The organism is Kitasatospora sp. NPDC034035, assembly GCF_055575755.1.
In genome coordinates, this window is sequence record NZ_JBVISA010000025.1 from 74,332 (window position 1) to 98,778 (window position 24,447).

Here is a 24,447-nt window from a genome sequence, read left to right on the forward strand (position 1 = left end):
CGGGTCAGGCCGGGCACGGGTCAGGCCGGGCACGGTTCAGGCCGGGTGGCCCAGGGTGAACGAGACCGGCAGCGCCACCAGCCCGCGCACCCACGCCGACGGCCGCCACACCAGCGCGTGCTCGGCCACCGCCAGCCGCAGGTCCGGCAGCCGGTCCAGCAGCACCTCGATCGCGGTGGTCGCGATCACCTCCGCCGCTTCCTGGGCCGGGAACGGGCAGCCGTGCTCGCCGTACGAGTAGCTCATGTGCGCCCGGTTGCCCTCGGCCGGACGGCCGTCGGCCTGCCGCACCGACGGGTCCGCGTTCGCCCCGGCGAAGCCCAGCAGCACCATGTCGCCCGCGCCGATCCGCTGGCCGCCCAGCTGGGTGTCCCGGACCGCCCAGCGCCCGGCGAAGATCTGCGTCGGGGTGTCCTCCCAGAGCGCCTCGTTCAGCGCCTGGCTGATGCTGCGCCGACCGCCCGCCAGCGAGGCGGCGAACCGCTCGTCGGTGAGCATCAGCCGCAGCGCGTTGGAGATCCAGTACGAGGACGGCTGGTGGCCGGCGATCAGCAGCACCCGCAGGTCGCGCATCACCTCGTCGTGGCTCAGCCCGGCCTCGTGCGCCAGCATCCGCGAGGCCACGTCGGCGCCCGGGAACTCGGCCTTCTCCTCGACCAGGGCGAGCATCAGCTCCAGCAGCCGCTGGGCACCGGCCGGCGCGTCCGGGCCGCCGTCCAGCATCGCCAGCAGCGCCGCGATCAGCTGCGGCGCCTGCTCCTCGTCCAGGCCGAACACCCGGCACAGCACCAGCAGCGGCATCCGGTGCGCGTACTCGGCGACCAGGTCCGCCTCGCCGCGGCCGGCGAACTCGTCGATCAGCCGGTCGGCGACCTCCTCGGAGTGCTTGCGCAGCTCGTACGGGTCGATCCCGGCCAGCGCGTCGGTGACCGCGCTCGAACGCCGCACGTGCTCCTCGCCCTCGGCGTACAGGATCGAGGGGACGGGCGCCATCATCGGCTTCAGCGGCCAGTCGGCGGGCAGCGTCTCCCAGGCGTGCCAGCGGCTGGAGTCCCGGCCGAACACCTGCGGCTGACCGGTCACCAGCTGCAGCTCGCGGTAGCCGATGACCAGCCAGGCGGGCACGCCGCCGGCCAGCTCGACCGGGGCGACCGGACCGTGCGCGGCGCGCAGCTCGCGGTAGAGCTGGGCCGGGTCGGTCTGGAAGCGCGGCCCGTACAGCGGCGTGGCGCCGGCGTGCGCCGGGCAGCCCGGGGGCGGGGTGGCGGCGGGCTCGGTCACGGGGTGCTCTCCTCGTACATCGCGGTGGGGGCCGCTGCCGGGGCGGCAGCCTCTTCGGAGCCGGGGGCCGGGGCGGCCGCAGCCACAGTCACAGCCGCGGCGTCCCTGGCCGGGTCAACCCCGTCGGCTCCATCGGCTCCGTCGGCTCCGGCCAGGTCGGCCCCGGCCAGGGCCGCCAGGTGGTGGACCAGTTCGATCAGCACCCGCTTGCCGGACTCGCGGTCGCGCGCGTCGCAGTCCACCAGCGGCACCTCGGCCGGCAGGTCCAGCGCCTCGCGGACCTGCTCCAGGGTGTGGGTCGGCTCGCCGAAGTTGTTGCGGGCCACGATGAACGGGGTGCCGTGGTGCTCCAGCCGGTCGATCGCGTGCCAGGACTCCTCCAGCCGCCGGGTGTCCACCAGGACGACCGCGCCCAGCGCGCCGCTGAACAGCCGGTCCCAGAGGAACCAGAAGCGCTCCTGCCCTGGCGCGCCGAACAGGTACAGCACCTGCCGCGCGGAGAGGGTGATCCGGCCGAAGTCGAAGGCGACCGTGGTGGAGCGCTTGCCCCAGGCGCCGGCCGGGTCGATGCCCTCCCCCGCCCGGGTCATCACCTCCTCGGTGTTCAGCGGGCGGATCTCGCTGACCGAGCCGACCAGCGTGGTCTTGCCCACGCCGAAGCCGCCGACCACGACGATCTTCAGCGCGTTGTCGGCGGTCGCCCGCAGCGGGGTGCGCTCGGCGGCGGGCCGGACGTCAGAGCCGTTGGAGGCCATGCAGCACCTGCTTCAGCGTGTCGAGGTCGGGCAGCCGGGCCTTGTTCGGCGCGAACCGGGGGTGGCGGGCGGTGATCCCCCCGGACTCCAGCAGGTCGCCGAGCAGGATCTTCACCACCGAAACGGGCAGCGCCAGCTCCGCCGCCACCTCCACGACGGCGGTCGGGGCCTCGCACATCCGCAGGATCCGGACGTGCTCCGACTGCATCCCGGGCGTCGGCTGCCGCTCGGCGACGATCAGGGTGACCAGGTCGAAGGCGTTCTCCGGGGCGCGGCTGCGGCCCTTGGTGATGGTGTAGAGGCGGTCCGGGTCGTCGTCACGGCCCGGCAGCACCGGCCCGTCGGTCATATCCCCGCGCCCTCCGGTGTGGCGGCGCTCCCGCCCGTCGCCCCGTCCTCCGCGCTGCGGGCCGGTGCGCTGAGGTGGACGCCGATCTGCTCGATCAGGCCGTGCATGTTGTGGCCGACCACGCCGACGTCCGCGTCGTCGTCCGTGACCACTGCGAGGTGCGCTCCCTCACCGGCGGCCACGATGCACAGGATGCCGCCGTGGAACTCGGTCATCGACTGCCGGACGCCGCCGCTGCCGTCACCGAACTCGATCGAGGCGCCGTGCGCCAGGCTCTGCAGACCGGACGCGATCGCGGCCAGTTGGTCGGCCTGGTCGGTGCTCAGCCCGGCGGTGTGGCAGAGCTTGAGGCCGTCGGCGGAGAGAACCAGGGCGTGCCGGGTGCCGGGGGTTGCCGCCAGCAGGTTTTCCAACAGCCAGTCGAGGTCGCGGTCGGGGGCGCTGCTCATCAGGTGTCCTTCTCGGTGACGGGGGAAGCGTCGGGCGGGGTGTCGGTACCGGTGACGGTGCCGGTGTCCGTGGTCGGCGTCGCGGTGGAGCGCTGCTCGCCCTCCATCGGACGGGCGGCGGCCCGGCGGAACGCGCCGAACCGGGCGGCCGCGCTCACCGCGTCGGCGCGGACGGGCTTCGCGGTCCGGTCGGACGCCGGGGCGGTGGTCAGCGTCTGCCCGCGCCGGCGCTGCGGCAGGCCGCTGTCGGTCATCCGGGCGGGCGCGGGCGGCAGGGGGGCGGCGGTGAGCGGGGCGGGTGCGGCCGGGGCGGTGAGCGCGGTCGGCGCGGCGGGCGCCGGCGGCAGGGGCGTGGGGGCCGGACGTGCGGGCGCCGGGCGTGCCGGAGTGAGCGCGGGGCGCGCGGACTCCACGGTCGGCGCCTGCGTCGGGACGGCGGCCGGGGCTGGCGCCGGGGCCGGGTGCGACACCAGCTGCTGCGGGATCAGCATCACCACGCCCGTACCGCCGCGCGCGGACGGCCGGAAGGAGACCTGCAGCCCGTGCTTGCGCGCCAGCACGCCGACCACCGCGAGCCCCAGCCGGGTACCGGCGGAGAGCGTGGTGAGGTCCAGCGGCTCGGCGGAGACGGCCCGTTCGGCCCGGCGCAGCCAGCCGTCGCCCAGGCCGAGGCCGCTGTCCTCGACGGTGACCACCAGTCCGGCGGGCACCTCCTCGACGTAGACGTGCACCTCGGCCGGCGGGGCGGAGAAGTTGGTGGCGTTGTCCAGCAGCTCGGCCAGCGCGTGCATGACACCCTCGGCGGCGTACCCGGCCACCGCGGCGGTGCTGGCGTTGTGCAGCCGTACCCGCTGGTAGGCACCGATCCGGCCGAGCGCGCCGCGCAGCACCGACTCCACCGCGATCGGCTTGGGCCAGCGGCGGCCCGAGCGGGCACCGGTCAGCACCGCGATGCTGTCGGCCATCCGACCCGCCTGGGCGGTCGAGTGATCCAGGCTCAGCAGGTCGCCGAGGACCTCCTCGTCGTGCCGGTGCTGCATCTCGCGCAGCTCGGCGTGCATGCTCGTGGCCAGCGCCTGGACCCGCCCGGCGGCGGTCGCGCAGACCGCGAGCGCGGCGGCCCGCAGCCGCTCGCCCCGGCCGATCTCCTCACCGACGGCGCGCAGCAGCGCGTACTGCGGGTGCTTGCGGTGGGCGGCCAGCGCGCTGTCCACGGCCGCGCCCCCGCGCAGCTTCTTCACCACCTCGGGCACGACGCCCTCGGCGATCAGGTCCAGCTCGGCGCGCTCGGACTCGGCCCGCGCCCGCTCCGCCTCCAGGCCGGCCCGCTCGGCGTCGAGCTCGGCGCGCACCCGGTCCAGCTCGGCGTGCGCGGCGGCGACGTCCCCCTCGGCGCGGGCCTGCCCGGCACGGGCGGCGTCCCGCTCGGCCTCGGCGGCGGTGGCCCGCCCCTTGGCCGCCGTCTCGGCCTGCCGGGCGGAGCCGGCCACGACCAGCGCCGTCATCGTCTCCCGGTGCTGCTCCGCCACGTCCTCGGCGAGCCTGCGGGAGCGCTCGGCGCCGGTCGCCGCGAGGCCGACGGCGATCAGCCAGAGGACGGCGACGGCGCCCACGGCGAGGGCGGTGAGCGGCTGGTGCGCGCTCAGGGCCCGGGTGACGCCGACCGGTGCGGCGACCAGCGCCAGCAGGACGGCGGCCGCGGTCAGGGCGACGGTGCGCGGCGCGGGTCGTCGGCGCGGCCGGCCGTCGGGGCTGGTGGCTTCTCTCATCGGGGCGGTCCTCGGCAACGTCGGCGGGCGGCGGCACGGCGGCGAATCGGCGACGGTCGCGACCGCCGACAGCTGGGTGGGGCGCATACCAGACCGCCCGGCGACGTCATCAAACGTCTCCGGGCGGCTGATCGGTTCACGCTTTCGGCCGATCATATCGATTCAGACATTGCCCTCAAGTGGCCAGTTGACGGGCAGTCTCCTTCATCCACGTCCCTTACACCGATTGGCGACGCAACCCCCGCACGACCGAGCGGCCAGGTTCACACCCTGGACTTCACGGCCGGGGTCCGCAGCCGGGGGGCCACCTCCGGGGGTTCGCAGCCGGAGGTTCACAGCCCGGGGTTCACAGCCCGGGGTTCACAGCCCGGGGTTCAACCCGACGTCCGCTCGATCGCCTCCCGGACGGCCTTCGGGTCCAGTCCGTGGTCGACGATCACCCGCACCGCCGGCCCCTCCCCCTCGCGGAGCACGCCCAGCAGCAGGTGCCCGACCCCGATCTCTCCCGACTTCAGCCGCAGCGCCTCCCGCAGCGAAAGCTCCAGGGCCTTCTTCGCCCGGGGGCTGAACGGCAGCCTCCCCGGCCCGGGCGCGGAGGCCGCGGCGGACCGGAACCAGCCGCGGCGCTTCCCCTCCTCCTCGGACGGGGCATCCAGCGCCCCCTCGCCGAACACCGACTCGACGGCCTCCCGGACGGCGTCCAGGTCGACCCCGATGGAGGCCAGCACCGCGGCGTCGTCCTTCTCGACGGACAGCCGCCGCACGGCTCGCAGCACGGTGTCGTGGTCCAGCCCGGACTCGACCAGCACGGCCGCCGACGGCTCCTCCGGCTGCGCCAGGATCGCCAGGAGCAGGTGCTCGGTGCCGATGTGGCCGTGCCGCAGCGCGCGTGCCTCCAGCTGGGCCCCGACCACCGCCTGTCGCGCCGGCTGGGTGAATCGCTCGAACATCCCTCAGCCTCCGTCCTCGTCCTTGCCGGCTCCCGTACCGGTTCCGCGCCGGGCGTACTTCTTGTGCACGGCCTGCCGGGTCACCCCGAGACAGACCGCGATGTCCTGCCAGGACCAGCCCTGCGACCGGGCGTTGCCCACCTGCAGGGTCTCCAGGCGGTCCGCCAGATCGCGCAGGGCGCGGACCGCCCGGAGCCCCACGGCCGGGTCACGGCTGCTCGCCGCGGCCGCGAGTTCTCCGCTCTCGCTCATGCTGTCAACTTTGGTTGACACCCGCGCCGATGTCAACCCCGGTTGACAGTCGCCGGCCTCACCGGCTGCCGAACCGCTGCTCCAGCGCCTCCTCGAAGGTCCCCACGCCCACCGCGCGCTCCGGCGTCAGGTTCCCGCCCTCGCGCAACCCCCGGCCCACCGCCCCCGGCATCCGCAGCGGCAGCAGCACCCGCCGCTTGCCCGCCGCCCGCAGGTACGCCTCGGCCAGGTCCCGGTACGACCGCACCCGCGGCCCGCCCACCTCCGGCGCGAACCCGGCGGGCTCCTCCCCCACCAGCCCGACGACCGCCGCCGCCACCTCCCGGACGTCCACCGGCTGGACCCGCGCCCCGCTCACCACCGGGAACACCGGCAGCTTCACCGAGGCGTCGAAGAACCTCAGCACCAGGTCGTGGAACTGCGTCGCCCGCAGCACCGTCCACCCCAGCCCCGACTCCCGCACCAGCCGCTCACAGGCCAGCTTCGTCCTGTAGTACGCGAGCGGCACCCGGTCGATCCCCACGATCGACACGTACACCAGGTGCCGCACCCCCGCCTCGCGCGCCCGCGCCACCAGCGTCCGGACCGCCGCCACGTCCGTCTTCTTCTGCGTGGTCGCGCAGTCCACCACCACCTCGACCCCGGCCATCGCCTCCGCGATCCCGACCCCGCTCACCAGGTCCCCGACCACCCACTCGACCCCGTCACCCCCGCCCCGCGCCCGCCGGCTCAACCCCCGCACCGCCACCCCGCGCGCCGCCAGCAGCCGCACCACCTCCCGCCCCAACGTCCCCGTCGCCCCGGTCACCAGCACCGTCCCGTTCACCACACCACTCCTTCCGCCGGAACGCCTTCACCCCTACGGACCGGCCACGGCCCCGATCCGTGACATCGGCGGTTCGGGAAACGAAAAAGGCGGGGCGAGGACATGAAGTCCTCGCCCCGCCTCAGCGGTGGCTCACCCACGCGGGGTCAGCACCGACGACCGGAGCCGGCGGTCAGAGCCGGCGGCCGCCGACGGTCATCCGATGATCAGCTGCAGCCGCTGGTGGAGCCGCAGCCCTCGCAGAGGTAGCAGCTGCCGGCGCGGCGCATCTTGGTGCCGCAGGAGAAGCAGAGCGGGGCGTCGGCGTTGAGGCCGAGCTGGATCTCCATCAGCTCCGTGGAGTTGTGGGCCTGCTTCGGGGCCGCCTTGGGCGCCTCGACGGCCGGGGCCGGCTTGGCGACCACCGGGGCCGACTGGGCGAGCGACTCGGTGTCGAGCTCCTCGGCCTCCAGCGGCTCGTAGGAGCCCGTCTCCAGGTGGCGCTGGCGCTCCTCGACGGAGTGGATGCCGAGCGCCGAGCGGGTCTCGAACGGCAGGAAGTCCAGCGCCAGGCGGCGGAAGATGTAGTCGACGATCGACTGCGCCATCCGCACGTCCGGGTCGTCGGTCAGACCGGCCGGCTCGAAGCGCATGTTGGTGAACTTGGAGACATAGGTCTCCAGCGGCACGCCGTACTGCAGGCCGACCGAGACGGCGATGGAGAAGGCGTCCATCATGCCCGCGAGGGTCGAGCCCTGCTTGGACATCTTCAGGAAGACCTCGCCGAGGCCGTCGTCCGGGTAGGAGTTGGCGGTCATGTAACCCTCGGCGCCACCGACCGTGAAGGAGGTGGTGATGCCGGGACGGCCCTTGGGCAGGCGCTTGCGGACCGGGCGGTACTCGACGATCTTCTCGACCGCGGCGGCCGGGGTCTCCTCGGCCTTGGCCTCGGATTCCTTCTTCTTGGCCGAGAGCGGCTGGCCGACCTTCGAGTTTTCGCGGTAGATGGCGAGCGCCTTGACGCCCATCTTCCACGCCTCGAAGTAGATCTCCTCGACGTCCTCGACGGTCGCGGCGGCCGGCATGTTGACCGTCTTGGAGATGGCGCCGGAGATCCACGGCTGGATCGCCGCCATCATCCGCACGTGCCCCATCGGCGAGATGGAGCGCTCGCCCATCGCGCAGTCGAACACCTCGTAGTGCTCGGACCGCAGGCCCGGCGCGTCCACCACGTTGCCGTGCTCGGCGATGTGGGCGACGATCGCCTCGATCTGCTCGTCCTGGTAGCCGAGGCGGGTGAGGGCGCGCGGGACGGTGCCGTTGACGATCTGCATCGAGCCGCCGCCGACGAGCTTCTTGAACTTGACCAGGGCCAGGTCGGGTTCGACGCCGGTGGTGTCGCAGTCCATCATCAGGCCGATGGTGCCGGTCGGGGCCAGCACGGAGGCCTGGGCGTTGCGGAAGCCGTTCTGCGCGCCGAGGCGCACGACGTCCTGCCAGGTCTTGTTGGCCGCCAGCCAGACCGGGGCGTCCAGCTCGTCCAGCGAGACGGCGTCGAGCGAGGCGTCCGCGTGCTGCTTCATGACCTGCTGGTGGGCGGTCGCGTTACGGGCGTAGCCGTCGTACGGGCCGACGACACCGGCGAGTTCGGCGCCGCGGCGGTAGGCGGTGCCGGTCATCAGCGAGGTGATGGCGCCGGCCAGGGCGCGGCCGCCCTCGCTGTCGTAGGCGTGGCCGGTGGCCATCAGCAGGGCGCCGAGGTTGGCGTAGCCGATGCCGAGCTGGCGGTAGGCGCGGGTGGTCTCGCCGATCTTCTCGGTCGGGAAGTCGGCGAAGCAGATGGAGATGTCCATCGCGGTGATGACCAGCTCGACGACCTTGGCGAAGCGCTCGGCGTCGAACGTGTCGTCGTCGCGCAGGAACTTCATCAGGTTGAGCGAGGCGAGGTTGCAGCTGGAGTTGTCCAGGTGCATGTACTCGGAGCAGGGGTTGGACGCGTTGATGCGGCCGGACTCCGGGCAGGTGTGCCAGTGGTTGATGGTGGAGTCGTACTGGATGCCGGGGTCGGCGCAGGCCCAGGCGGCCTCGGCCATCTTGCGGAACAGCTTCTTCGCGTCGACGGTCTCGATGACCTCGCCAGTCATCCGGGCGCGCAGGCCGAATTCGGTGCCGTTCTCGACGGCGGTCATGAATTCGTCGGAGACGCGGACCGAGTTGTTGGCGTTCTGGTACTGGACGGAGGCGATGTCGTCCCCGCCGAGGTCCATGTCGAAGCCCGCGTCGCGCAGGGCGCGGATCTTCTCCTCTTCCTTCACCTTGGTCTCGATGAAGGCTTCGACGTCCGGGTGGTCGACGTCCAGCACGACCATCTTGGCCGCGCGGCGGGTGGCGCCGCCGGACTTGATGGTGCCGGCGGAGGCGTCGGCGCCGCGCATGAAGGAGACCGGGCCGGAGGCGTTGCCGCCGGAGGAGAGCAGCTCCTTGGAGGAGCGGATCCGGGAGAGGTTGAGGCCGGCGCCGGAGCCGCCCTTGAAGATCATGCCCTCTTCCTTGTACCAGTCGAGGATCGACTCCATGGAGTCGTCGACGGACAGGATGAAGCAGGCGCTGACCTGCTGGGGCTGCTTGGTGCCGACGTTGAACCAGACCGGCGAGTTGAAGCTGAACACCTGGTGGAGGAGGGCGTGGGTCAGCTCGTGCTCGAAGATCTCGGCGTCGTCCGTGGTGGCGAAGTAGCCGTGCTTCTCGCCGGCGGCGCGGTAGGTGAGCACCACGCGGTCGATGATCTGCTTGAGGCTCCACTCCCGCTGGGGGGTGCCGACGGCGCCGCGGAAGTACTTGGACGTGACGATGTTGACGGCGTTGACCGACCAGAAGTCGGGGAACTCGACGCCGCGCTGCTCGAAGTTGATCGATCCGTCACGCCAGTTGGTCATGACGACGTCACGCCGCTCCCAGCGGACCGCGTCGTACGGGTGCACGCCAGGAGTGGTGTGGATGCGCTCCATCCGCAGACCGCCCTTGGGGGCCTTGCCGCCCTTGGCCGCGGCCTTCTCGGACTTCGACCCGCGTGCGGAACCGCTCGTGGTGTCTGTCACTTCTCGCTCCTCCTCCTGGGCAAACGCCCGTAGTGCCCTGAAAAGTCCGGGCACCGCTGGTTCGTTCTTCCGGTGTGCGGACAGGCGGAGACCCTGCCTGTATTCGCACGGTTTGTAGTGTTCTGCGCCCCGTTTCCGGGCACGCCGGGGCCCCGTGGGGCCGATGTGGTGCGGCTGGGCCCCGACTGGGGGCCGGTGCGCCGGCGCCTCCTAGGGCGCGGCGGCGGAGACGGACACACGGGTGTCGTCCGTCTCCGGGGTGCGGGGCCGTTCTGCGCGGAGTTCCGCGATGGCGGCCTCGAAGTCTTCCAGTCCGTCGTACGCCTGGTACACGCTGGCGAATCGCAGGAAGGCGACCACGTCGAGTTCCTTGAGCGGGCCGAGTATGGCCAGGCCCACGTCGTGGGTGGTCAGCTCGGCGTTGCCGCTGGCGCGTACGCACTCCTCGACCCGCTGGCCGAGCTGGGCGAGGGCGTCCTCGGTGACCGGTCGGCCCTGGCAGGCCTTGCGGACGCCGGTGATGACCTTCTGCCGGGAGAACGGCTCGGTGACGCCGCTGCGCTTGATGACCATCAGCGCGGCCGTCTCCACCGTGGTGAAGCGGCGGCTGCAGTCCGGGCACTGCCGACGCCTGCGGATGGAGCTGCCGTCTTCGGTGGTCCGGCTGTCGACAACGCGGCTGTCGGAGTGCCGGCAGAAGGGGCAGTGCACCTGTGGATCCCTCCATGGCGAAACGGGCGGACCTGTTGAGTCTATGCGATACGACCCCGGCCTCGGCAAGCTGATCATGCGCCGTAACCACTAGTACTGGGCACGGAGAGGACTGTAACCACTAGATGTAGGTCTCCAGGGGAAGCGACACCCCTGGCGTGTCGGCGCCGATTAGACTGCCGGAGTCGAGTTTCGCTCGAACATTTACTCGATGTACAACAAAGCCTTGATCGAGTCAGCCAAGTCCCGAATAATTCACTCGAACGTGTGTTTGGCGCAACCTTTCGATAGGAGGTGCGTTGGGCTGGAAAAGGGGAGAGGACAGCCGACGAGAGGGGCCGCCGTGAACACGATCGAAAGCAACACCATCCCGGTGCAGGAACACTCCCAGTTCAAGGTGGGGCAGCGCACCACGAATCAGCAGAGCGTGGACATCAGCATGGACCGCAGCGAAGACCACCGCCTGTCCGGCACGGCCCTTTCCGGCCCCAACCGCGTGCCCGACCAGCCGATCGAACACTCATCCGCCATGGACGACGCCCACGCCTCGCCCGCCCGCGCGATGCCGGGCCGCCCCCCCGGGATCCGCACCGACGAGGCCGGCCTCACCGAGCGCCAGCGCCGGGTGATCGAGGTCATCCGGGATTCCGTCCAGCGCCGGGGGTACCCGCCGTCCATGCGTGAGATCGGCCAGGCCGTCGGCCTGTCCAGCACCTCCTCGGTGGCCCACCAGCTGATGGCCCTGGAGCGCAAGGGCTTCCTGCGCCGGGACCCGCACCGTCCGCGCGCCTACGAGGTCCGCGGCGTCGAGGTGGCCCGCCCGAACACCGCCGAGACGGCCGGCCGCCCGTCCACCTCCTACGTGCCGCTGGTGGGCCGGATCGCCGCCGGCGGGCCGATCCTGGCCGAGCAGACGGTCGAGGACGTCTTCCCGCTGCCCCGCCAACTGGTCGGCGAGGGCGAGCTGTTCGCGCTCACCGTGCGCGGCGACTCGATGATCGAGGCGGCCATCTGCGACGGCGACTGGGTCACCGTGCGCCGCCAGCCGGTCGCCGAGAACGGCGACATCGTGGCCGCGATGATCGACGGCGAGGCCACCGTCAAGCGGCTCAAGCGCGAGGACGGCCGGATCTGGCTGATGCCGCACAACCCGGCGTACGAGCCGATCAACGGCGACAACGCGACCATCCTGGGCAAGGTCGTCGCGGTCCTGCGCCGCCTCTGAGCATCCGGCGGCCCGCCGCACGCGCGACGGGCCCACGACACCGGGAAGGGGCTCCACCGCACGTGCGGGGAGCCCCTCCGGCGTCTTCGAAGGCCTCTTCGAAGGCCTCTTCGCGCCCGTCTTCGGCCCGCGACCTGAGCCCGCGACCTGAGCCCGCGGCCTCAGCCCCGCTTCGTCACCGGCCGCACCGGTGCCGCCGAGGCGTCGATCGCCGCCAGCGAGCGGCGCACCTGGTTGCGGTCCGTGGTGTACCAGAACTCGGGCATCGAGGAGCGGAAGAAGCTCCCGTACCGCTTGGTCTCCACCCGCGGGTCGAGCACTGCCACCACGCCCCGGTCGTCCGCCGCGCGGACCAGCCGGCCGGCGCCCTGCGCCATCAGCAGCGCCGCGTGCGTGGCCGCGACCGCCATGAAGCCGTTGCCGCCGCGCTGTTCGACGTCCTTCTGCCGGGCGCTCATCAGCGGGTCGTCCGGTCGCGGGAACGGGATCCGGTCCATCACGACCAGCTGGCAGGCCGAGCCGGGCACGTCCACGCCCTGCCAGAGCGAGAGCGTGCCGAACAGGCAGGTGGAGGCGTCCGAGGCGAACTCGCGGATCAACTCGCCCAGGGTGTCCTCCCCTTGGAGCAGGATCCGCTGGTCGAGCCGCTCCCGCATCGCCTCGGCGGCCGTCTGGGCGCCGCGCATCGAGGAGAACAGGCCCAGCGTCCGCCCGCCGGCCGCGCCGATCAGCTCGGCCAACTCGTCGAGCATGTCGGGCCGTTCGGGATCGCGCCCGGGATCGGCCAGGTGCTTGGCGACGTACAGGATGCCCTGCTTGGGGTACTTGAACGGCGAGCCGACGTCGATCCCGCGCCAGTGCGGCACCGCGTCCTCGCCGAAGCCGGGGCCGGGCTCCGGGTTGTCCCCGGCTGTCCGGACGTCCGGCAGCCGCGTCTCGGAGGGCAGGCCGACGGAGGCGGCGACGCCGTTGAAGTCCCCGCCGAGCTTGAGGGTGGCCGAGGTGAGGACGACCGAGCGCTCCTTGTACAGGCCCTCGCGCAGCAGCCCGGAGACGCTCAGCGGGGCGACCCGCAGCGAGGCGGTGCCCAGCCCGTAGCGGTCGCTGCGCTCGATCCAGACCACGTCGTACTCGGAGTCCTCCAGCAGCCGCTCGGCGGTCTCGTGCACCGTCTCGGCGGAGGCCATCGCCTGCTTGCGGACGGCGTCCTCGTCGCTGAGCGCCTTGTCCCTGGTCTCCCCCAGCGAGCTGATCACCTGGCGGGCGGCGTCCCGGATCGCGGTGACCGCGTACGCCAGGTACTCGGGCAGTTCCTCGACCCGGCCGGGCTGGGCGGTCTCCATCAGGCCGTGGTAGTTCTCGGCGGCGGCCTGCAGGGCGTCGACGGCCTTCTCGTTGGCAAGCCGGGCGGCCCGCTTCACGGCCCGGTTGACCGCGCCGACGGTCAGCTCGGCGGTGGCCGCGCCGGTGACCCGGTTGACCAGCTCGTGCGCCTCGTCCACGATCAGCAGCCCGTGCTCGGGCAGCACCGGCGCGCCCTCGATCGCGTCGATCGCGAGCATCGCGTGGTTGGTGACGACGACGTCCGCCAGCTTGGCCCGCTCCCGCGCCTTCTCGGCGAAGCACTCCTGCCCGTACGCGCAGCGGGTGGCGCCCAGGCACTCCTTGGAGGTGACCGCCAGCTGGGCCCAGGCCTTGTCGGAGACGCCGGGGCTCATGTCGTCGCGGTCCCCGGTGTCGGTCTCCTCGGCCCAGTCGCGCAGCCGCAGCACGTCCTGGCCGAGCTTGCCGGTGGGCCCGCCGAGCGCGTCCACCGGGTCGAAGAGGCCCTCGCCCTCCTCGCTCGGGGTGCCCTCGTTGGCCCGGTGCAGGCACAGGTAGTTGGAGCGGCCCTTGAGCATCGCGAACAGCGGGCGGCGGCGCAGCACCGGATGCAGCGCCTCGACGGTGCGCGGCAAGTCCCGCTCCACCAGCTGGCGTTGCAGGGCGAGGGTGGCGGTGGCGACCACCACGCGGTCCCCGTGGGCGAGCGCGGGCACCAGGTAGGCGAGGGATTTCCCGGTGCCGGTGCCGGCCTGGACGAGCAGGTGCTCGCTGTGGTCGACGGCGTCGGCGACGGCCTCGGCCATCCGGACCTGGCCGGGGCGCTCGACGCCGCCGACGGCCGCCACGGCGGCGTGCAGCAGGTCGGGGATCCGCGAGCGCGGGACGGTGACGGGCTCGCCGGCGTCTTCGCCGAGGTCCGCCGCGAGCTGGGATTCGGAGTCGTTCGTCATGACCCTCCCAGCCTACGGGGCGGGGGTGACAATCCGGTCCCGTCTCGCGGGCAGCCGGACGTCCACCTCCACCAGTGCGTTCGGCACGGTCCCGAACCGGGCGGCGTGCGGGCGGTGCGGGCGGTCCTGGTAGCCGTCGAGGATCAGCCGGTTGCGGTTGAGGCAGAGCCGCTCGATCCGGGGCAGGAACAGGTCGAACAGCTCGAAGCGCTCGCGCAGCTCGGGGAAGCGGTCCTGGTGGCGGCGGATCTCGGCGCGCAGCAGGGCCCAGAACTCGGTCTCGGGCAGTCCGGTCTGCGCCTCCAGCAGCGGGGCGAGGTAGCGGAAGACGCCGATGAACAGTCCGGAGTGGAGGAACTGGCAGAGCCCCTGCGGGCGCTCCCGCAGCAGTACGTCGGCGACCTCGGCGGGCAGGTCGCGCAGCTCGGGCAGGTCCTGCGAGCTGAGGTTGACGTCGTCCACGAAGTCCTTGACCGCGAGCCGGGTCGGGGTGTCCCGTTCGTCGAAGACCACGATGGCGTTCTCGCCGTGCGGGGAGAAGACCAGCCCGTACCGGTAGAGGAAGTGCAGCAGCGGCGGCAGCATCGCGGCGAACAGCCGGCCGGTCCACTCGGCCGGGGTGAGGCCGGAGCGGGCGATCAGTTCGGCGGCGAGCGCCCGCCCGTCGGAGCCGGTCTGCAGCAGGGCGGCGAGGGTGCGGGCCCGCTCGCCGCCGTCCAGGCAGGGGCCGAGCGGTTCGCGCCAGATCGCGCCGAGCAGTTCCTTGTACTGGTACGGCGCCTCGGGCATCTCCCGGTACAGCGGGTGGTCGACGGTGACGGAGGCGATCTCGCCGAGCAGGATCACCCGGCACTCGTCGCGCAGGAACGGGTCGGCGTCGCGCAGGCCGTGCAGCCAGGCGGTGACGGCGGGCGCGGCCAGGGTGCGTTCGGTGGGCAGGCCGCGCCAGACCAGGGTGTTGAGGATGGACAGCGGCAGTTTGACGGTGCAGCGCTCGGGGCGGGCGGTGTTGAAGAAGGAGCGGATGGACTGCTGGGGCAGCCGTGGGGCGCCGTCCGAGGGCAGCGGGACGATCTCACCGGAGGCGATCCAGGGCGCGAACAGCGGCAGGATCGTCTCGTCCCACTGCCAGGGGTGGACGGGCAGCAGCAGGTAGTCGTCGGCGTCCGGGCCGAGCGCGGCGCGCAGCGCGTCCACGTCGTCCAGCTCGCGGGCGTACAGCTGCTCGGGCCGCTCCAGGCCGGGCACGCCCCGGTACTCGGCGAGCCGGCGGTGGACGGCGATCCAGGGCAGCGGGCGCGGGCTGCGGGCCTCCGGGCTCCAGCGGGCGGCGTCGGCGGCGGAGAAGCCGATCCGGCCCTTGTTGGGGACGATCCAGGGGTGGCCGCCCTGCCGGCCCTCCAGTGCGGGGTGGTCGAGCTCGGCGAGTTCGGCGGCGGTGAGCGCGGTGGCGAGCTGGCGGGCGTCGGCGGTCAGGGTGGCGGAGAGCTCGCGGATCAGGTGGGCGGTGGTCTCGCCGCGCATCCCGAGGGTCTGCCGGGCGTACGGGAGGAAGCGCAGCGGGTCCAGGCCGTCGGGGCGGGAGCAGCGGACGGATTCCGGGTCGACCTGCCAGCCGTCGTAGGCGCCGCGCCGGGCGGTGAACCGGTACTCGGCCTCGGGCAGTTTCAGCAGGTACTCGCCGTCGAGGGCCCCGGGGACGGGTTTGAGCAGTTCCTCGTAGGCGAACTCGCCGAGCATCTTGGCCAGCAGGGCGCAGCCGGCCCGCTGCCAGTGCCCGGCGGTGAGGTGCGGGGGCAGGTAGAGCGGCGGTTCAGCGGCCGACGGTTGCGGCACGGGTCAGCTCCTGGGGGCGAGGGAGGACGGGGGTCAGGTCGAAGGGGGCGGGGACGGGCGGTGCCGGGACGGGCGGTGCGAAGCCGGTCCACGCGGTGCGGTCGGGCAGCCGGTGGACGGTCCGCCCGGTGACGGCGTTGAGGATCACGGCGGCCCGGTGGGCGCCGAGCCCGAGGTCGGGGGTGCCGACGCCGTGGGTGTGCAGTTCGGCGTTCTGGACGTAGAGGCCGCCGGTGAGCCCGGGCCGGGTGGCGACGCGGTGGTCGAGGTCGACCCGGTAGCGTCCGGCCTCGTCCCAGTCGATCAGGTCGGCGAGCGGTTCGAGGGCGGCCGGGCGGGCGGCCCGGTAGCCGGTGGCGAGGACCAGGGCGTCGGTGCGCAGGACGTGCTCGGCGCCGGAGTCGGTGTGCCGGCAGTGCAGTTCGAGGCCGCCGCAGGGGCCGGGGCGGGCGTCGGTGACGGCGGTGCCGGGGGTGATCTCGACCGGGGCGGTGTCGATCGGGCGGCCGATGGTGCGCTCGTAGAGGTGGTCGTGGATCTCGGCGAGGGTCTCGGCGCTGGCGGCCTTGTGGAGCTGCCACTGGGCGGTGACCAGGGCGTCCCGGACGGGGCCGGGCAGGCCGTGGAAGTAGCGGGTGTAGTCGGGGGTGAAGTGCTCCAGGCCGAGCTTGGAGTACTCCATGGGCGCGAGCGCCCGGGTGCGGGTGAGCCAGCGCAGCCGGACGCCGTCGCCCTCGTGGCGGCGGAGCAGGTCGAGGAAGACCTCGGCGCCGGACTGTCCGCTGCCGACCACGGTGATGTCCCGGGCGTCGGCCAGGTCGGCGCGGCGGTCCAGGTAGTCGGCGGAGTGGAAGGCCCGCGGATGGCCGGCGAGGCCGGCGAAGGCTTCGGGCAGCACCGGGCGGGTGCCGACGCCGAGGGCGAGGCTGCGGGCCCGTACGGAGGACCGTCGCCCGGTCGCGGTGTCGGTCAACTCGACCCGGTAGAACGGGGCGTCCCAGTGCAGGGCGGTGACTTCGGTGCCGAAGCGGCAGTTGGCCAGCCGCTCGGCGGCCCAGCGGCAGTAGTGGTCGTACTCGCGGCGCGGCAGCTGGAAGCGCTCGGCAAAGTAGAACGGGAACAGCCGGTCCTGTGCGCGCAGGTAGTTGAGGAAGGACCACGGGTTGGTCGGGTCCACCAGCGAGACCAGGTCGGCGAGGAACGGCACCTGCATCCGGGCTCCGTCCACCAGCATCCCGTGGTGCCAGCGGAACTCCGGGCGCTGGTCGCAGAAGAGCGTGCGCAGTCCGGGGACGGGCTCGGCGAGCGCGGCGAGCGAGAGGTTGAACGGACCGATGCCGACGCCGAGCAGGTCGTACGGCGGCGGCGATGCTGGGGTGTCCACGGGGTGTCCTAGGCGGGGTCGGGGCCAGGCAGGTCGGGGCTGGGCAGGTCGGGGCCAGGCAGGTCGGGGCTGGGCGGCGGCGCTGGGCAGGTCAGGGGCCGGACGGGGGCTGGGCGGGCCGGGGCGCCCGGACGCGCACCATCAGGGCGGCACGCTTGTCGGGCAGGTCGAGTTCGGCGGCCGCGCGGAACCCGGCCCGTTCGAAGGCCCGGACCGAGCGCCGGTTGCGGACGTCCGGTTCGGCGACGACCCGTTCGCAGGACGGGCGGCGGCGCAGGATCCGTTCGGCGAGGGCGGCCAGCAGGACGGCGCCCAGCCCCCGGCCGCGACTGGCGGCGGGGCCGAGCAGCAGGTGGACGCCGGTGTCGTGCGGCCGGGCCGGGTAGTGCGCGGCCAGCGGGTCGAGGTCGGCGCGGTAGACCTCCCAGTAGCTCATCGGCTCGCCGTCGAGCAGGCCGAGGCAGGGGACGCTGCGGCCGTCGCCGTCCAGCTGGGCCCGGACGTGCCGGCCGGTGGTCTCCGGCGGCCCGGCGAGCTCCCAGAAGGCGGCGACCTCGGGGTCGTTCATCCACCCGGTGAGCAGTTCCAGGTCGGCGGGCAGCCGGACCGGGCTGAGCCGGAACTCGCCGGCCGGGGTGGGGATCGCGCCCCATCCGGGCAGGTCGTCCAACATCAGCCACCCGCCACCGGGTTGGGGATGTCCACGTAGACGGACTGGCTGGCGACCGGGCCGACCAGCTCGTCCATGCCGTTGATCCGGGTGAGCAGGTTGGCCTTGCAGGGCAGGGTGGGCGCGTCCAGCAGCAGCCCGGGCAGGGCCGAGCCGGTGGCGGCGACCTGCGGCCCGGCCAGGAACCGGCGCAGCGCGGCCAGCAGCACCGTTTCGTCGGCGAGCTGCTGAGAGCCGAGGGCGCCGATCAGGCCGAGGACGTGGTTGATGCCGAGGTAGTAGGCGAAGTGGTGGTCGATCACCGGGTCCGGCAGGAAGGTGTCGCTGTCGGAGCCGAGGCCGGGCAGCCGGGCGGTGAGCCGCTCGGCGGCGCTCTCCCGGTAGTAGTAGCCCTGGTTGTCGCGGTAGCGGCCGCCGCTGGGCCAGCCGTCGCCGTCCAGCAGGACGAGGCTGTTCTGCTGGTGCGCCTCCAGGGCGATGCCGCCCCGGCCGTCCAGCCACAGGATGGGCAGGACGACGGCGTCCAGGTAGCGCAGGAACCATTCGGCGGCCACGGTCGGCAGCGGGCGGCCGCAGCGCGCGGCGAGCGTCCGCAGGGTGTCGCCCAGCCGGGAGGGCACGGTGTCGCCGGTGCCGAGCGGCTGTTCGGCGACCAGTCCGGCGACGCACAGCGCGCGCTCGGCGGGCGCGAAGGGCTGGGCGCGCAGCACGGTGTCCAGGCCGCCCGGGTCGCCGAGCGCAGGGTGGTCGACGCCGATCCAGGCCGGGTCGCGGACGATGTCGAAGCCGGGGTGGGCGGCCCGCCACTCGGCGGCCAGCCCGCTCTCCAGCAGCCGGTGCATCTCCAGGCCGCGGTGCAGTTCCTTGCGCAGGTTCTCCCGGCGGGAGTTGGTGATCCGCAGGCCCAGCGAGAGCTTGAGCATCCACGGGGTTCCGGGCCGGTAGACGGTGCGGACCGAGGAGGTGGGGTACCAGGGCTCGCCGGCCGGGCCGAGGTCGTGCAGCAGCCCGTCCGCGAGCAGGGCGGCGACGGCCGGGCGGTGGGTGAGTTCGCGGGCCTGCCAGGGGTGCAGCGGGAGGGCGGCGGTGCCGGGCGGCAGCGCGAGGCGGCCGTCGAGCAGGCCGGCGGTGAGCTGTTCTGCGCTCTCGGTGACGGCGGATCCCGCGGCGAGCAGTTCGCGGTCCACGGCGTACCAGTGGAGTCGGAAGGAGCCGTGCAGTTCGGGCGAGTAGGCGGCGCTCTGCGCCGGGCCGAGGCCGTCGCGGCTCTTCGGGGTGGGGTGCAGCGGGTGGCCGAGCAGCAGGGACTGCTCGGCGGCGAGGAAGTGCGAGCGCTCCGGTCCGCCGGGCGCGGCGGCGGTGCGGCGGTGGGCGAGGATCTCGGCGGTGCGGACGACCGAGTCGGCGACCCGGCCGGCGAGGTCGGCGACCTGTCCGGGGTCGGGCCGCTCGGCGGCCGCGGCGGCGAGCAGCGCGGCGGCGGTGACGGCGTCCACCGGAGCGTCGGCGCCCTCCCCCGCGACGCTGCCCTCGCCGACCGCGAGGGTGGCCGGGCCGAAGCGGTGCCAGCCGCCGGGCGACCAGTAGCGGACCGGGGCGGTGAGCCGGGCGGCCCCGCCGAGGACGGCGATCCGCAGTCGGCCGTCCGGCCCGGGCCGGGCCCCGGTCTCCCGCGTCCAGCAGCGCAACAGGGCTTCCACGGCGGCCTGTTCGGCGGCGACGACGGGATCGGGGTGCAGCAGCGGGTCGGGTTCGGGCCGGCCCTGCGCGCTCGCCTCGGGGCGCTCGGGGTCCGGCACCGACTCCCTGCCCCGGCCTGACGGTTGGGGGGTGCCCCTGCTCTCCGGTGTTCTCCCCCCACCGTCGGCCGGGGGTGTCCCCACCGCCCGCTGGTCGCTCGTCGCTTTCGGCGTCGGCGCGCCCTTCGGCTCCCGAGAGGGCTCCGTCGGCTGCGGCGGTTCGGGCGGGGCTCCGGTGAGGGCGGTGCTCAAGGCTGCTCCTTGGGGCGCGTGGGGGTGCGGACGCGCACTGTGGTGGGAGGGGGTCGGCGGGCGCTCGCACCGTTCGCGTCAGGTAAGGGTTACCTATCCCTGAGGGGTGATCACAAGGACGGCTCACTCGTCCGGGTGAAGATCGGGGATTGTCCACCACCGGGGCGAAAAGGCCTGCTGCGCCAGCGAGCCGACCGGGCCGCATCACGGATCGGTGACCTCCGGCCGGCGCCGCAACCCGGGGGGTGGGCACGGCCGTCCTCGTCTGCGGTGGAAGACTCCAGGGCGGCGGGCCGCCGCACCACGGTCCGGCCGCGCACGGTCGGCCCGGCACCGACCGGCCCCACGCCGACCGCCCGACCCAGCACCGACCGACCGAGCACCGACCGACCCGGCACACACCGAGCCGCCGCACACCGACCCGGCACCGACCGAGCCGGCACCGACCGACCGAGCACAGGGGGAAGCGCACAGATGCCTACGATCCACCGGTCAGCCCTGGCCGCCGCCGCGGTCGCGGGAACCCTGCTCGCCGTGAGCGCCTGCGGGCCGGACGGCCCGGCGGGCGACGGGGGAGGCAGCGCCGCGCCGCCGCCCTCCTCGGCCGCGGCGAACGGCGGCACCGGCGGAGGCGGTGTGATCGGCGGGATCACCCTCCCGTCCGGTCTGCCGACCAGCCTGCTGGAGGGCCTGCCGAGGACCTGGGACGACCTGAAGAAGTGGAAGTTCGAGGACTGGGACACCTGGGCGTCCAAGCACGTCTTCAACAACCCGGTGGTGAAGGACTTCTGGGACCCGGACAAGATGGGCGACTCCAAGCCCGCCGAGCCGGCCCCGCCCGCCGCCAAGCCCTCCCCGGCCACCCCGAAGCCCGCCACCGACGACGGCGTGACCGACCCCGAGCCGCCGACGGTCAACGCCGTCGCGATGCCCCGCCCGTACACCAAGCAGCCCTCCGGCAAGGTGTTCTTCTCCGCCAAGGGCGGCCGCGGCAACTGCTCGGCGACGGTGATCGCCGACCCGCAGCACCCCGGCAGGAGCAACCTGGTCTGGACGGCCGGCCACTGCGTGCACGAGGGCAAGGGCGGGAGCTTCTACAAGGACCTGGTGTTCGTGCCCGCCTACAACAACTCGGGTGCCTCCAGCGGCGGCAAGCGCGCCCCGCTGTCCGAACTGGCCCCGCTCGGCACCTGGTGGGCCGACCAGGTCACCACCTCGCCGCAGTGGATGGTCGAGGGCGGCGGCACCGGCGACGCCGCCAACCAGTACGACTTCGCCGTCATGCGCGTGCACAACCAGAACGACACCGGCAAGTCCCTGGAGGAGACGGTCGGTTCGGCCGTGCCGGTGTGGTTCGACGCCCCGCGCGACAAGGTCAGCGTGTCGGCCGTCGGCTACCCGCTGCTCAAGCCGTTCGACGGCCAGGAGCTGTACAGGTGCGACGGCGGCAAGCCGACCCGGCTCTCCTTCGACGCCAAGCGCCCCACGATGCTCACCATCGGCTGCAACATGACCCAGGGCTCCAGCGGCGGCGGCTGGTTCGCCACCATGCCCGACGGGAGGACCGCCCTGGTCAGCAACACCTCGATCGGCACCGAGGGCCACACCTCGCTCAGCGGCCCGTACCTGGAGACGGTCGCCAAGCAGGCCCTGGACTGGATCTCCAGGAAGCAGTAGCCGCCACCGGGGGGCGGTACGGAAACACCAGCACAGCACGGGGGACGATGCAGCATGCCGAGAACCACCAGCCGCGGGCGCCGGGCCAGGACGGCCGGCGCCGCGCTGCTCGCCGTGACCGCCCTGGCGGCGGCCGCCTGCGGTCCGGACGGTCCCGCCAGGCCGGCCGCCCCGCCCCCCGCCCTTCCCACGTCCGCGCCCACCAGTCTGGGCGACCTGACGGGCTGGAAGCTGGAGGACTGGACGAAGTACGTCGCCGACAGCCGGTTCGCCAACGAGACGGCCCCGGGCTTCTGGTCGGCCGCCCGGATGGACGCCGCCAAGCCCCGGCCCACCCCGGAGTACTCACTGACCGCCCCCGCCGCCCCCGGCGTCGAACGGGACGCCCCGCCCGCCGCCGTCCCCGCCAAGCCGCAGCCGCACCCGTACGGCCAGGCCACCGCCGTGGTCGGCCGACTCTTCATGACGACGCCTCAGGGCGACGCCACCTGCTCCGCCACCGTGGTCTCCGACCCCGCCAACCCCGGCCGCAGCAACCTCGTCTACACCGCCGCGCACTGCCTGCACGACGGCAGGGGCGGCGGCTGGCTGAGGAACCTGGTCTTCGTGCCCGGCTTCAACCGGGACGGCCAGGCGAGCCACGGCAAGCCGTACTCCGACGCGCAGGCCGCCCCGTACGGCCGGTGGACGGCGGTGCGCGCGATGGTGTCGCCGACCTGGCTCCAGGAGAGCGGCGTCGGCGCCCACAACCAGTTCGACTACGGGATCCTCCGGGTGCGCGCCGAGAGCGACTCCGGCACGTCCCTGGAGGAGACGGTCGGCGGCTCGGTCCCGATCTGGTTCAACGCCCCGGCCGACCAGATCACCGCGGCCGCCGCCTACGGCTACCCGGCCGAGCGGCCCTTCGACGGCATGGAGCTGGACCACTGCGACTCCCCGGTCCCGCCCGCCCGGATCTCCTTCGACCCGGCCCGCCCGCCGATGTACGTGATCGGCTGCACCATGACCGCCGGCTCGAGCGGCGGCGGCTGGTTCATCACCAGGGACGGCAAGCCCAACCTGATCAGCGTCGGCGCGATCGGCAACCGCAACCCCGCCGGGTACCAGGCCGGACCCTCGCTGCAGGACCAGGCGAAGCAGGCCTTCGACTACTTCGCCAAGAACGTCAGATGACCCCCGGCGGAGGCCGGCCGACCCCCGTGGAGCGTGACCCGGCGGAACGCGGAAGGGCCCCCGGGACCGTCGCCGGTCCCGGGGGCCCTTCCCCGCGCTTTCGCCTGCGCTTCGGCCTCAGCCCCGCAGGGCCACCGTGAAGTACTCCAGCTCGGCGGCCAGCTCGGCCGGCACCTTGGCGTGCAGCAGCGTGCCCTCGCCGGTGTGCTCGGTGGAAAGCAGCTCGCCCTCCGCGTGCACCCGGGAGACCAGCGCGCCCTGGGTGTAGGGCACCAGGACCCGCACCTCGACGGCCGGTCGCGGCAGCTCGTCGTCGATGAGCTTGAGCAGCTCCTCGATGCCCGCGCCACTGCGGGCCGACACCACGATGGCGTGCGGCTCGCGGCGCAGCAGGCGCTGCAGCACGTGCGGGTCGGCGGCGTCCGCCTTGTTGATCACCACGATCTCCGGCACGGCCTGCGCGTCGACCGAGACGATGACCTCGCGGACGGCGGCCAGCTGGGTCTCCGGCTCGGGGTGCGAGCCGTCCACCACGTGCAGGATGAGGTCCGCGTCGGCGACCTCCTCCATGGTCGAGCGGAAGGCCTCGACCAGGTGGTGCGGCAGGTGCCGGACGAAGCCGACGGTGTCGGCCAGGGTGTAGACCCGCCCGCTCGGGGTCTGGGCCCGGCGCACGGTCGGGTCCAGGGTGGCGAACAGCGAGTTCTCCACCAGGACGCCCGCGCCGGTGAGCCGGTTGAGCAGGGAGGACTTGCCGGCGTTGGTGTACCCGGCGATGGCCACCGACGGCACCTGGTGGCGCCGGCGCTCCTGGCGCTTGGTGTCGCGGCCCTTCTTCATGTCGGCGATCTCCTTGCGGAGCTTCGCCATCTTCTCGCGGATCCGGCGCCGGTCGGTCTCGATCTTGGTCTCACCGGGACCGCGGGTGGCCATGCCGCCGCCGGACGAGCCGGAGCCGCCACCACCCATCTGCCGGGACAGCGACTGACCCCAGCCTCGCAGCCGCGGCAGCATGTACTGCATCTGCGCGAGCGCGACCTGCGCCTTGCCCTCCCGGGACTTGGCGTGCTGGGCGAAGATGTCCAGGATCAGGGCCGTCCGGTCGACGACCTTGACCTTGACCACGTCCTCCAGGTGGATCAGCTGGCCGGGGGTGAGCTCACCGTCGCAGACCACGGTGTCGGCGCCGGTGGAGGAGACGATGTCGCGCAGCTCCTGCGCCTTGCCGGAGCCGATGTAGGTGGCCGCGTCGGGCTTGTCGCGGCGCTGGATGACGCCGTCCAGCACCTCGGAACCGGCGGTCTCGGCGAGCGCGGCGAGCTCCGCCATGGAGTTCTCCGCCTCCTCCAGCGTGCCGTCGGTCCAGACGCCGACGAGCACCACGCGCTCCAGGCGGAGCTGGCGGTACTCGACCTCGGTGACGTCTTCGAGTTCGGTGGAGAGGCCGGCGACCCGGCGCAGGGCGGCGCGCTCGCTGCGGTCGTACTGGTCGCCGTCGTAGTGGTGGTCGAGGTCCTCGTCGATGGCCGCGAGGTCCTCGTCCATGAGGGCTTCCGCCCGCAGACCGTCAAGGCGGCGCGGAGCGTCGGCGTGGTCGCGGGTGTCGAACGTGGAGGTCATTCTGTCCTTTGGCTGCTGGTACGGGTGGCCTTCGGGGACCGCCGCGCGGTCCCTTAAGGAGTGTGCCCAGCTGCCGCCCCGGCTACCGTCCGGGCGGGGTGAGCTACCCCTCGGGTCCTCGGCTGCCACCGGGGCTCCTGTGCCCTGTGAACGCCGCGGACCGGCCGTGAATTCCC

At 73.4% G+C, this 24,447-nt stretch carries 19 protein-coding genes; 3 read left to right on the forward strand and 16 right to left on the reverse strand.

What is annotated here, in order from left to right:
- Nucleotides 1-36: 36 nt before the first annotated feature.
- From ACZ52J_RS29935 to nrdR, 10 genes are all read right to left on the reverse strand, one after another.
- A complete protein-coding gene (locus ACZ52J_RS29935; protein ID WP_465623177.1) occupies nucleotides 37-1,281 on the reverse strand; it encodes a cytochrome P450 in 1,245 nt (414 codons plus the stop codon).
- Complete coding sequence (locus ACZ52J_RS29940; protein WP_465623179.1) at nucleotides 1,278-2,036, reverse strand: GTP-binding protein; 759 nt, start codon at nucleotides 2,034-2,036, stop codon at nucleotides 1,278-1,280. The genes ACZ52J_RS29935 and ACZ52J_RS29940 overlap by 4 nt, the downstream gene beginning before the upstream one ends.
- Nucleotides 2,017-2,385, reverse strand: a complete 369-nt coding sequence (locus ACZ52J_RS29945) for a DUF742 domain-containing protein (protein ID WP_360505226.1) — start codon at nucleotides 2,383-2,385, stop codon at nucleotides 2,017-2,019. Before ACZ52J_RS29945 ends, ACZ52J_RS29940 begins: the two co-directional genes overlap by 20 nt.
- The gene (locus tag ACZ52J_RS29950; protein ID WP_360505225.1) at nucleotides 2,382-2,834 is read right to left on the reverse strand and encodes a roadblock/LC7 domain-containing protein; all 453 of its coding nucleotides are present in this window, start codon (nucleotides 2,832-2,834) and stop codon (nucleotides 2,382-2,384) included. Before ACZ52J_RS29950 ends, ACZ52J_RS29945 begins: the two co-directional genes overlap by 4 nt.
- A complete protein-coding gene (locus tag ACZ52J_RS29955) occupies nucleotides 2,834-4,603 on the reverse strand; it encodes a sensor histidine kinase (RefSeq protein ID WP_465623181.1) in 1,770 nt (589 codons plus the stop codon). Before ACZ52J_RS29955 ends, ACZ52J_RS29950 begins: the two co-directional genes overlap by 1 nt.
- A 374-nt stretch (nucleotides 4,604-4,977) precedes the next feature.
- Entirely contained in the window at nucleotides 4,978-5,553 is a 576-nt protein-coding gene (locus ACZ52J_RS29960) for a Clp protease N-terminal domain-containing protein (RefSeq protein ID WP_465623183.1), read from the reverse strand.
- A 3-nt stretch (nucleotides 5,554-5,556) separates the two neighbouring features.
- The gene (locus ACZ52J_RS29965) at nucleotides 5,557-5,805 is read right to left on the reverse strand and encodes an RNA polymerase subunit sigma-70 (protein WP_465623185.1); all 249 of its coding nucleotides are present in this window, start codon (nucleotides 5,803-5,805) and stop codon (nucleotides 5,557-5,559) included.
- A gap of 58 nt (nucleotides 5,806-5,863) precedes the next feature.
- Nucleotides 5,864-6,631: an SDR family oxidoreductase gene (locus tag ACZ52J_RS29970; RefSeq protein WP_465623186.1), complete on the reverse strand. Its 768-nt coding sequence runs from the start codon at nucleotides 6,629-6,631 to the stop codon at nucleotides 5,864-5,866.
- 206 nt (nucleotides 6,632-6,837) lie between these two features.
- A complete protein-coding gene (locus ACZ52J_RS29975) occupies nucleotides 6,838-9,708 on the reverse strand; it encodes a vitamin B12-dependent ribonucleotide reductase (protein ID WP_465623188.1) in 2,871 nt (956 codons plus the stop codon).
- Between the two features lie 210 nt (nucleotides 9,709-9,918).
- Entirely contained in the window at nucleotides 9,919-10,419 is a 501-nt protein-coding gene (gene nrdR / locus ACZ52J_RS29980) for a transcriptional regulator NrdR (protein ID WP_360505213.1), read from the reverse strand.
- 439 nt (nucleotides 10,420-10,858) lie between these two features.
- On the opposite strand from nrdR, the gene lexA reads away from it, so the two are divergent.
- Complete coding sequence (gene lexA, locus ACZ52J_RS29985) at nucleotides 10,859-11,644, forward strand: transcriptional repressor LexA (RefSeq protein ID WP_465623249.1); 786 nt, start codon at nucleotides 10,859-10,861, stop codon at nucleotides 11,642-11,644.
- Between the two features lie 161 nt (nucleotides 11,645-11,805).
- Here lexA and ACZ52J_RS29990 read toward each other — a convergent pair whose 3' ends face one another.
- The 5 genes from ACZ52J_RS29990 to ACZ52J_RS30010 form a co-directional block, all read right to left on the reverse strand.
- Nucleotides 11,806-13,920 carry an ATP-dependent DNA helicase gene (locus ACZ52J_RS29990; protein ID WP_465623191.1) on the reverse strand — a complete coding sequence of 705 codons (2,115 nt, stop codon included), beginning with the start codon at nucleotides 13,918-13,920 and terminating at the stop codon, nucleotides 11,806-11,808.
- Nucleotides 13,921-13,932: 12 nt separating this feature from the next.
- Nucleotides 13,933-15,756 (reverse strand): IucA/IucC family protein, encoded by a 1,824-nt coding sequence (locus ACZ52J_RS29995; RefSeq protein WP_465623193.1) that lies wholly within the window; start codon nucleotides 15,754-15,756, stop codon nucleotides 13,933-13,935.
- The gene (locus ACZ52J_RS30000; RefSeq protein ID WP_465623194.1) at nucleotides 15,734-17,140 is read right to left on the reverse strand and encodes a lysine N(6)-hydroxylase/L-ornithine N(5)-oxygenase family protein; all 1,407 of its coding nucleotides are present in this window, start codon (nucleotides 17,138-17,140) and stop codon (nucleotides 15,734-15,736) included. The genes ACZ52J_RS29995 and ACZ52J_RS30000 overlap by 23 nt, the downstream gene beginning before the upstream one ends.
- A 91-nt stretch (nucleotides 17,141-17,231) precedes the next feature.
- Nucleotides 17,232-17,921 (reverse strand): GNAT family N-acetyltransferase, encoded by a 690-nt coding sequence (locus tag ACZ52J_RS30005; RefSeq protein ID WP_465623250.1) that lies wholly within the window; start codon nucleotides 17,919-17,921, stop codon nucleotides 17,232-17,234.
- Entirely contained in the window at nucleotides 17,813-19,801 is a 1,989-nt protein-coding gene (locus tag ACZ52J_RS30010) for an IucA/IucC family protein (RefSeq protein ID WP_465623196.1), read from the reverse strand. The genes ACZ52J_RS30005 and ACZ52J_RS30010 overlap by 109 nt, the downstream gene beginning before the upstream one ends.
- A gap of 474 nt (nucleotides 19,802-20,275) precedes the next feature.
- Here ACZ52J_RS30010 and ACZ52J_RS30015 point away from each other — a divergent pair, with 474 nt between their 5' ends.
- Nucleotides 20,276-21,478, forward strand: a complete 1,203-nt coding sequence (locus ACZ52J_RS30015; protein ID WP_465623197.1) for a trypsin-like serine peptidase — start codon at nucleotides 20,276-20,278, stop codon at nucleotides 21,476-21,478.
- 54 nt (nucleotides 21,479-21,532) lie between these two features.
- A complete protein-coding gene (locus ACZ52J_RS30020; RefSeq protein ID WP_465623199.1) occupies nucleotides 21,533-22,651 on the forward strand; it encodes a trypsin-like serine peptidase in 1,119 nt (372 codons plus the stop codon).
- 117 nt (nucleotides 22,652-22,768) lie between these two features.
- Here the strand turns inward: ACZ52J_RS30020 and hflX are convergent, their stop codons facing one another.
- Nucleotides 22,769-24,271, reverse strand: coding sequence for a GTPase HflX (gene hflX / locus ACZ52J_RS30025; RefSeq protein ID WP_360505198.1), 1,503 nt, complete (start codon nucleotides 24,269-24,271; stop codon nucleotides 22,769-22,771).
- Nucleotides 24,272-24,447 lie beyond the last annotated feature (176 nt).

Bases quoted from the DNA above. Each gene is read 5' to 3' on its own strand.
- ACZ52J_RS29955 (WP_465623181.1), bottom strand. From the start codon at position 4,603: ATGAGAGAAGCCACCAGCCCCGACGGCCGGCCGCGCCGACGACCCGCG.
- lexA (WP_465623249.1), top strand. From the start codon at position 10,859: ATGGACCGCAGCGAAGACCACCGCCTGTCCGGCACGGCCCTTTCCGGC.
- ACZ52J_RS29940 (WP_465623179.1), bottom strand. From the start codon at position 2,036: ATGGCCTCCAACGGCTCTGACGTCCGGCCCGCCGCCGAGCGCACCCCG.
- ACZ52J_RS30015 (WP_465623197.1), top strand. From the start codon at position 20,276: ATGCCTACGATCCACCGGTCAGCCCTGGCCGCCGCCGCGGTCGCGGGA.
- ACZ52J_RS29950 (WP_360505225.1), bottom strand. From the start codon at position 2,834: ATGAGCAGCGCCCCCGACCGCGACCTCGACTGGCTGTTGGAAAACCTG.
- ACZ52J_RS29965 (WP_465623185.1), bottom strand. From the start codon at position 5,805: ATGAGCGAGAGCGGAGAACTCGCGGCCGCGGCGAGCAGCCGTGACCCG.
- ACZ52J_RS30020 (WP_465623199.1), top strand. From the start codon at position 21,533: ATGCCGAGAACCACCAGCCGCGGGCGCCGGGCCAGGACGGCCGGCGCC.
- ACZ52J_RS29990 (WP_465623191.1), bottom strand. From the start codon at position 13,920: ATGACGAACGACTCCGAATCCCAGCTCGCGGCGGACCTCGGCGAAGAC.
- ACZ52J_RS29960 (WP_465623183.1), bottom strand. From the start codon at position 5,553: ATGTTCGAGCGATTCACCCAGCCGGCGCGACAGGCGGTGGTCGGGGCC.
- ACZ52J_RS29945 (WP_360505226.1), bottom strand. From the start codon at position 2,385: ATGACCGACGGGCCGGTGCTGCCGGGCCGTGACGACGACCCGGACCGC.
- hflX (WP_360505198.1), bottom strand. From the start codon at position 24,271: ATGACCTCCACGTTCGACACCCGCGACCACGCCGACGCTCCGCGCCGC.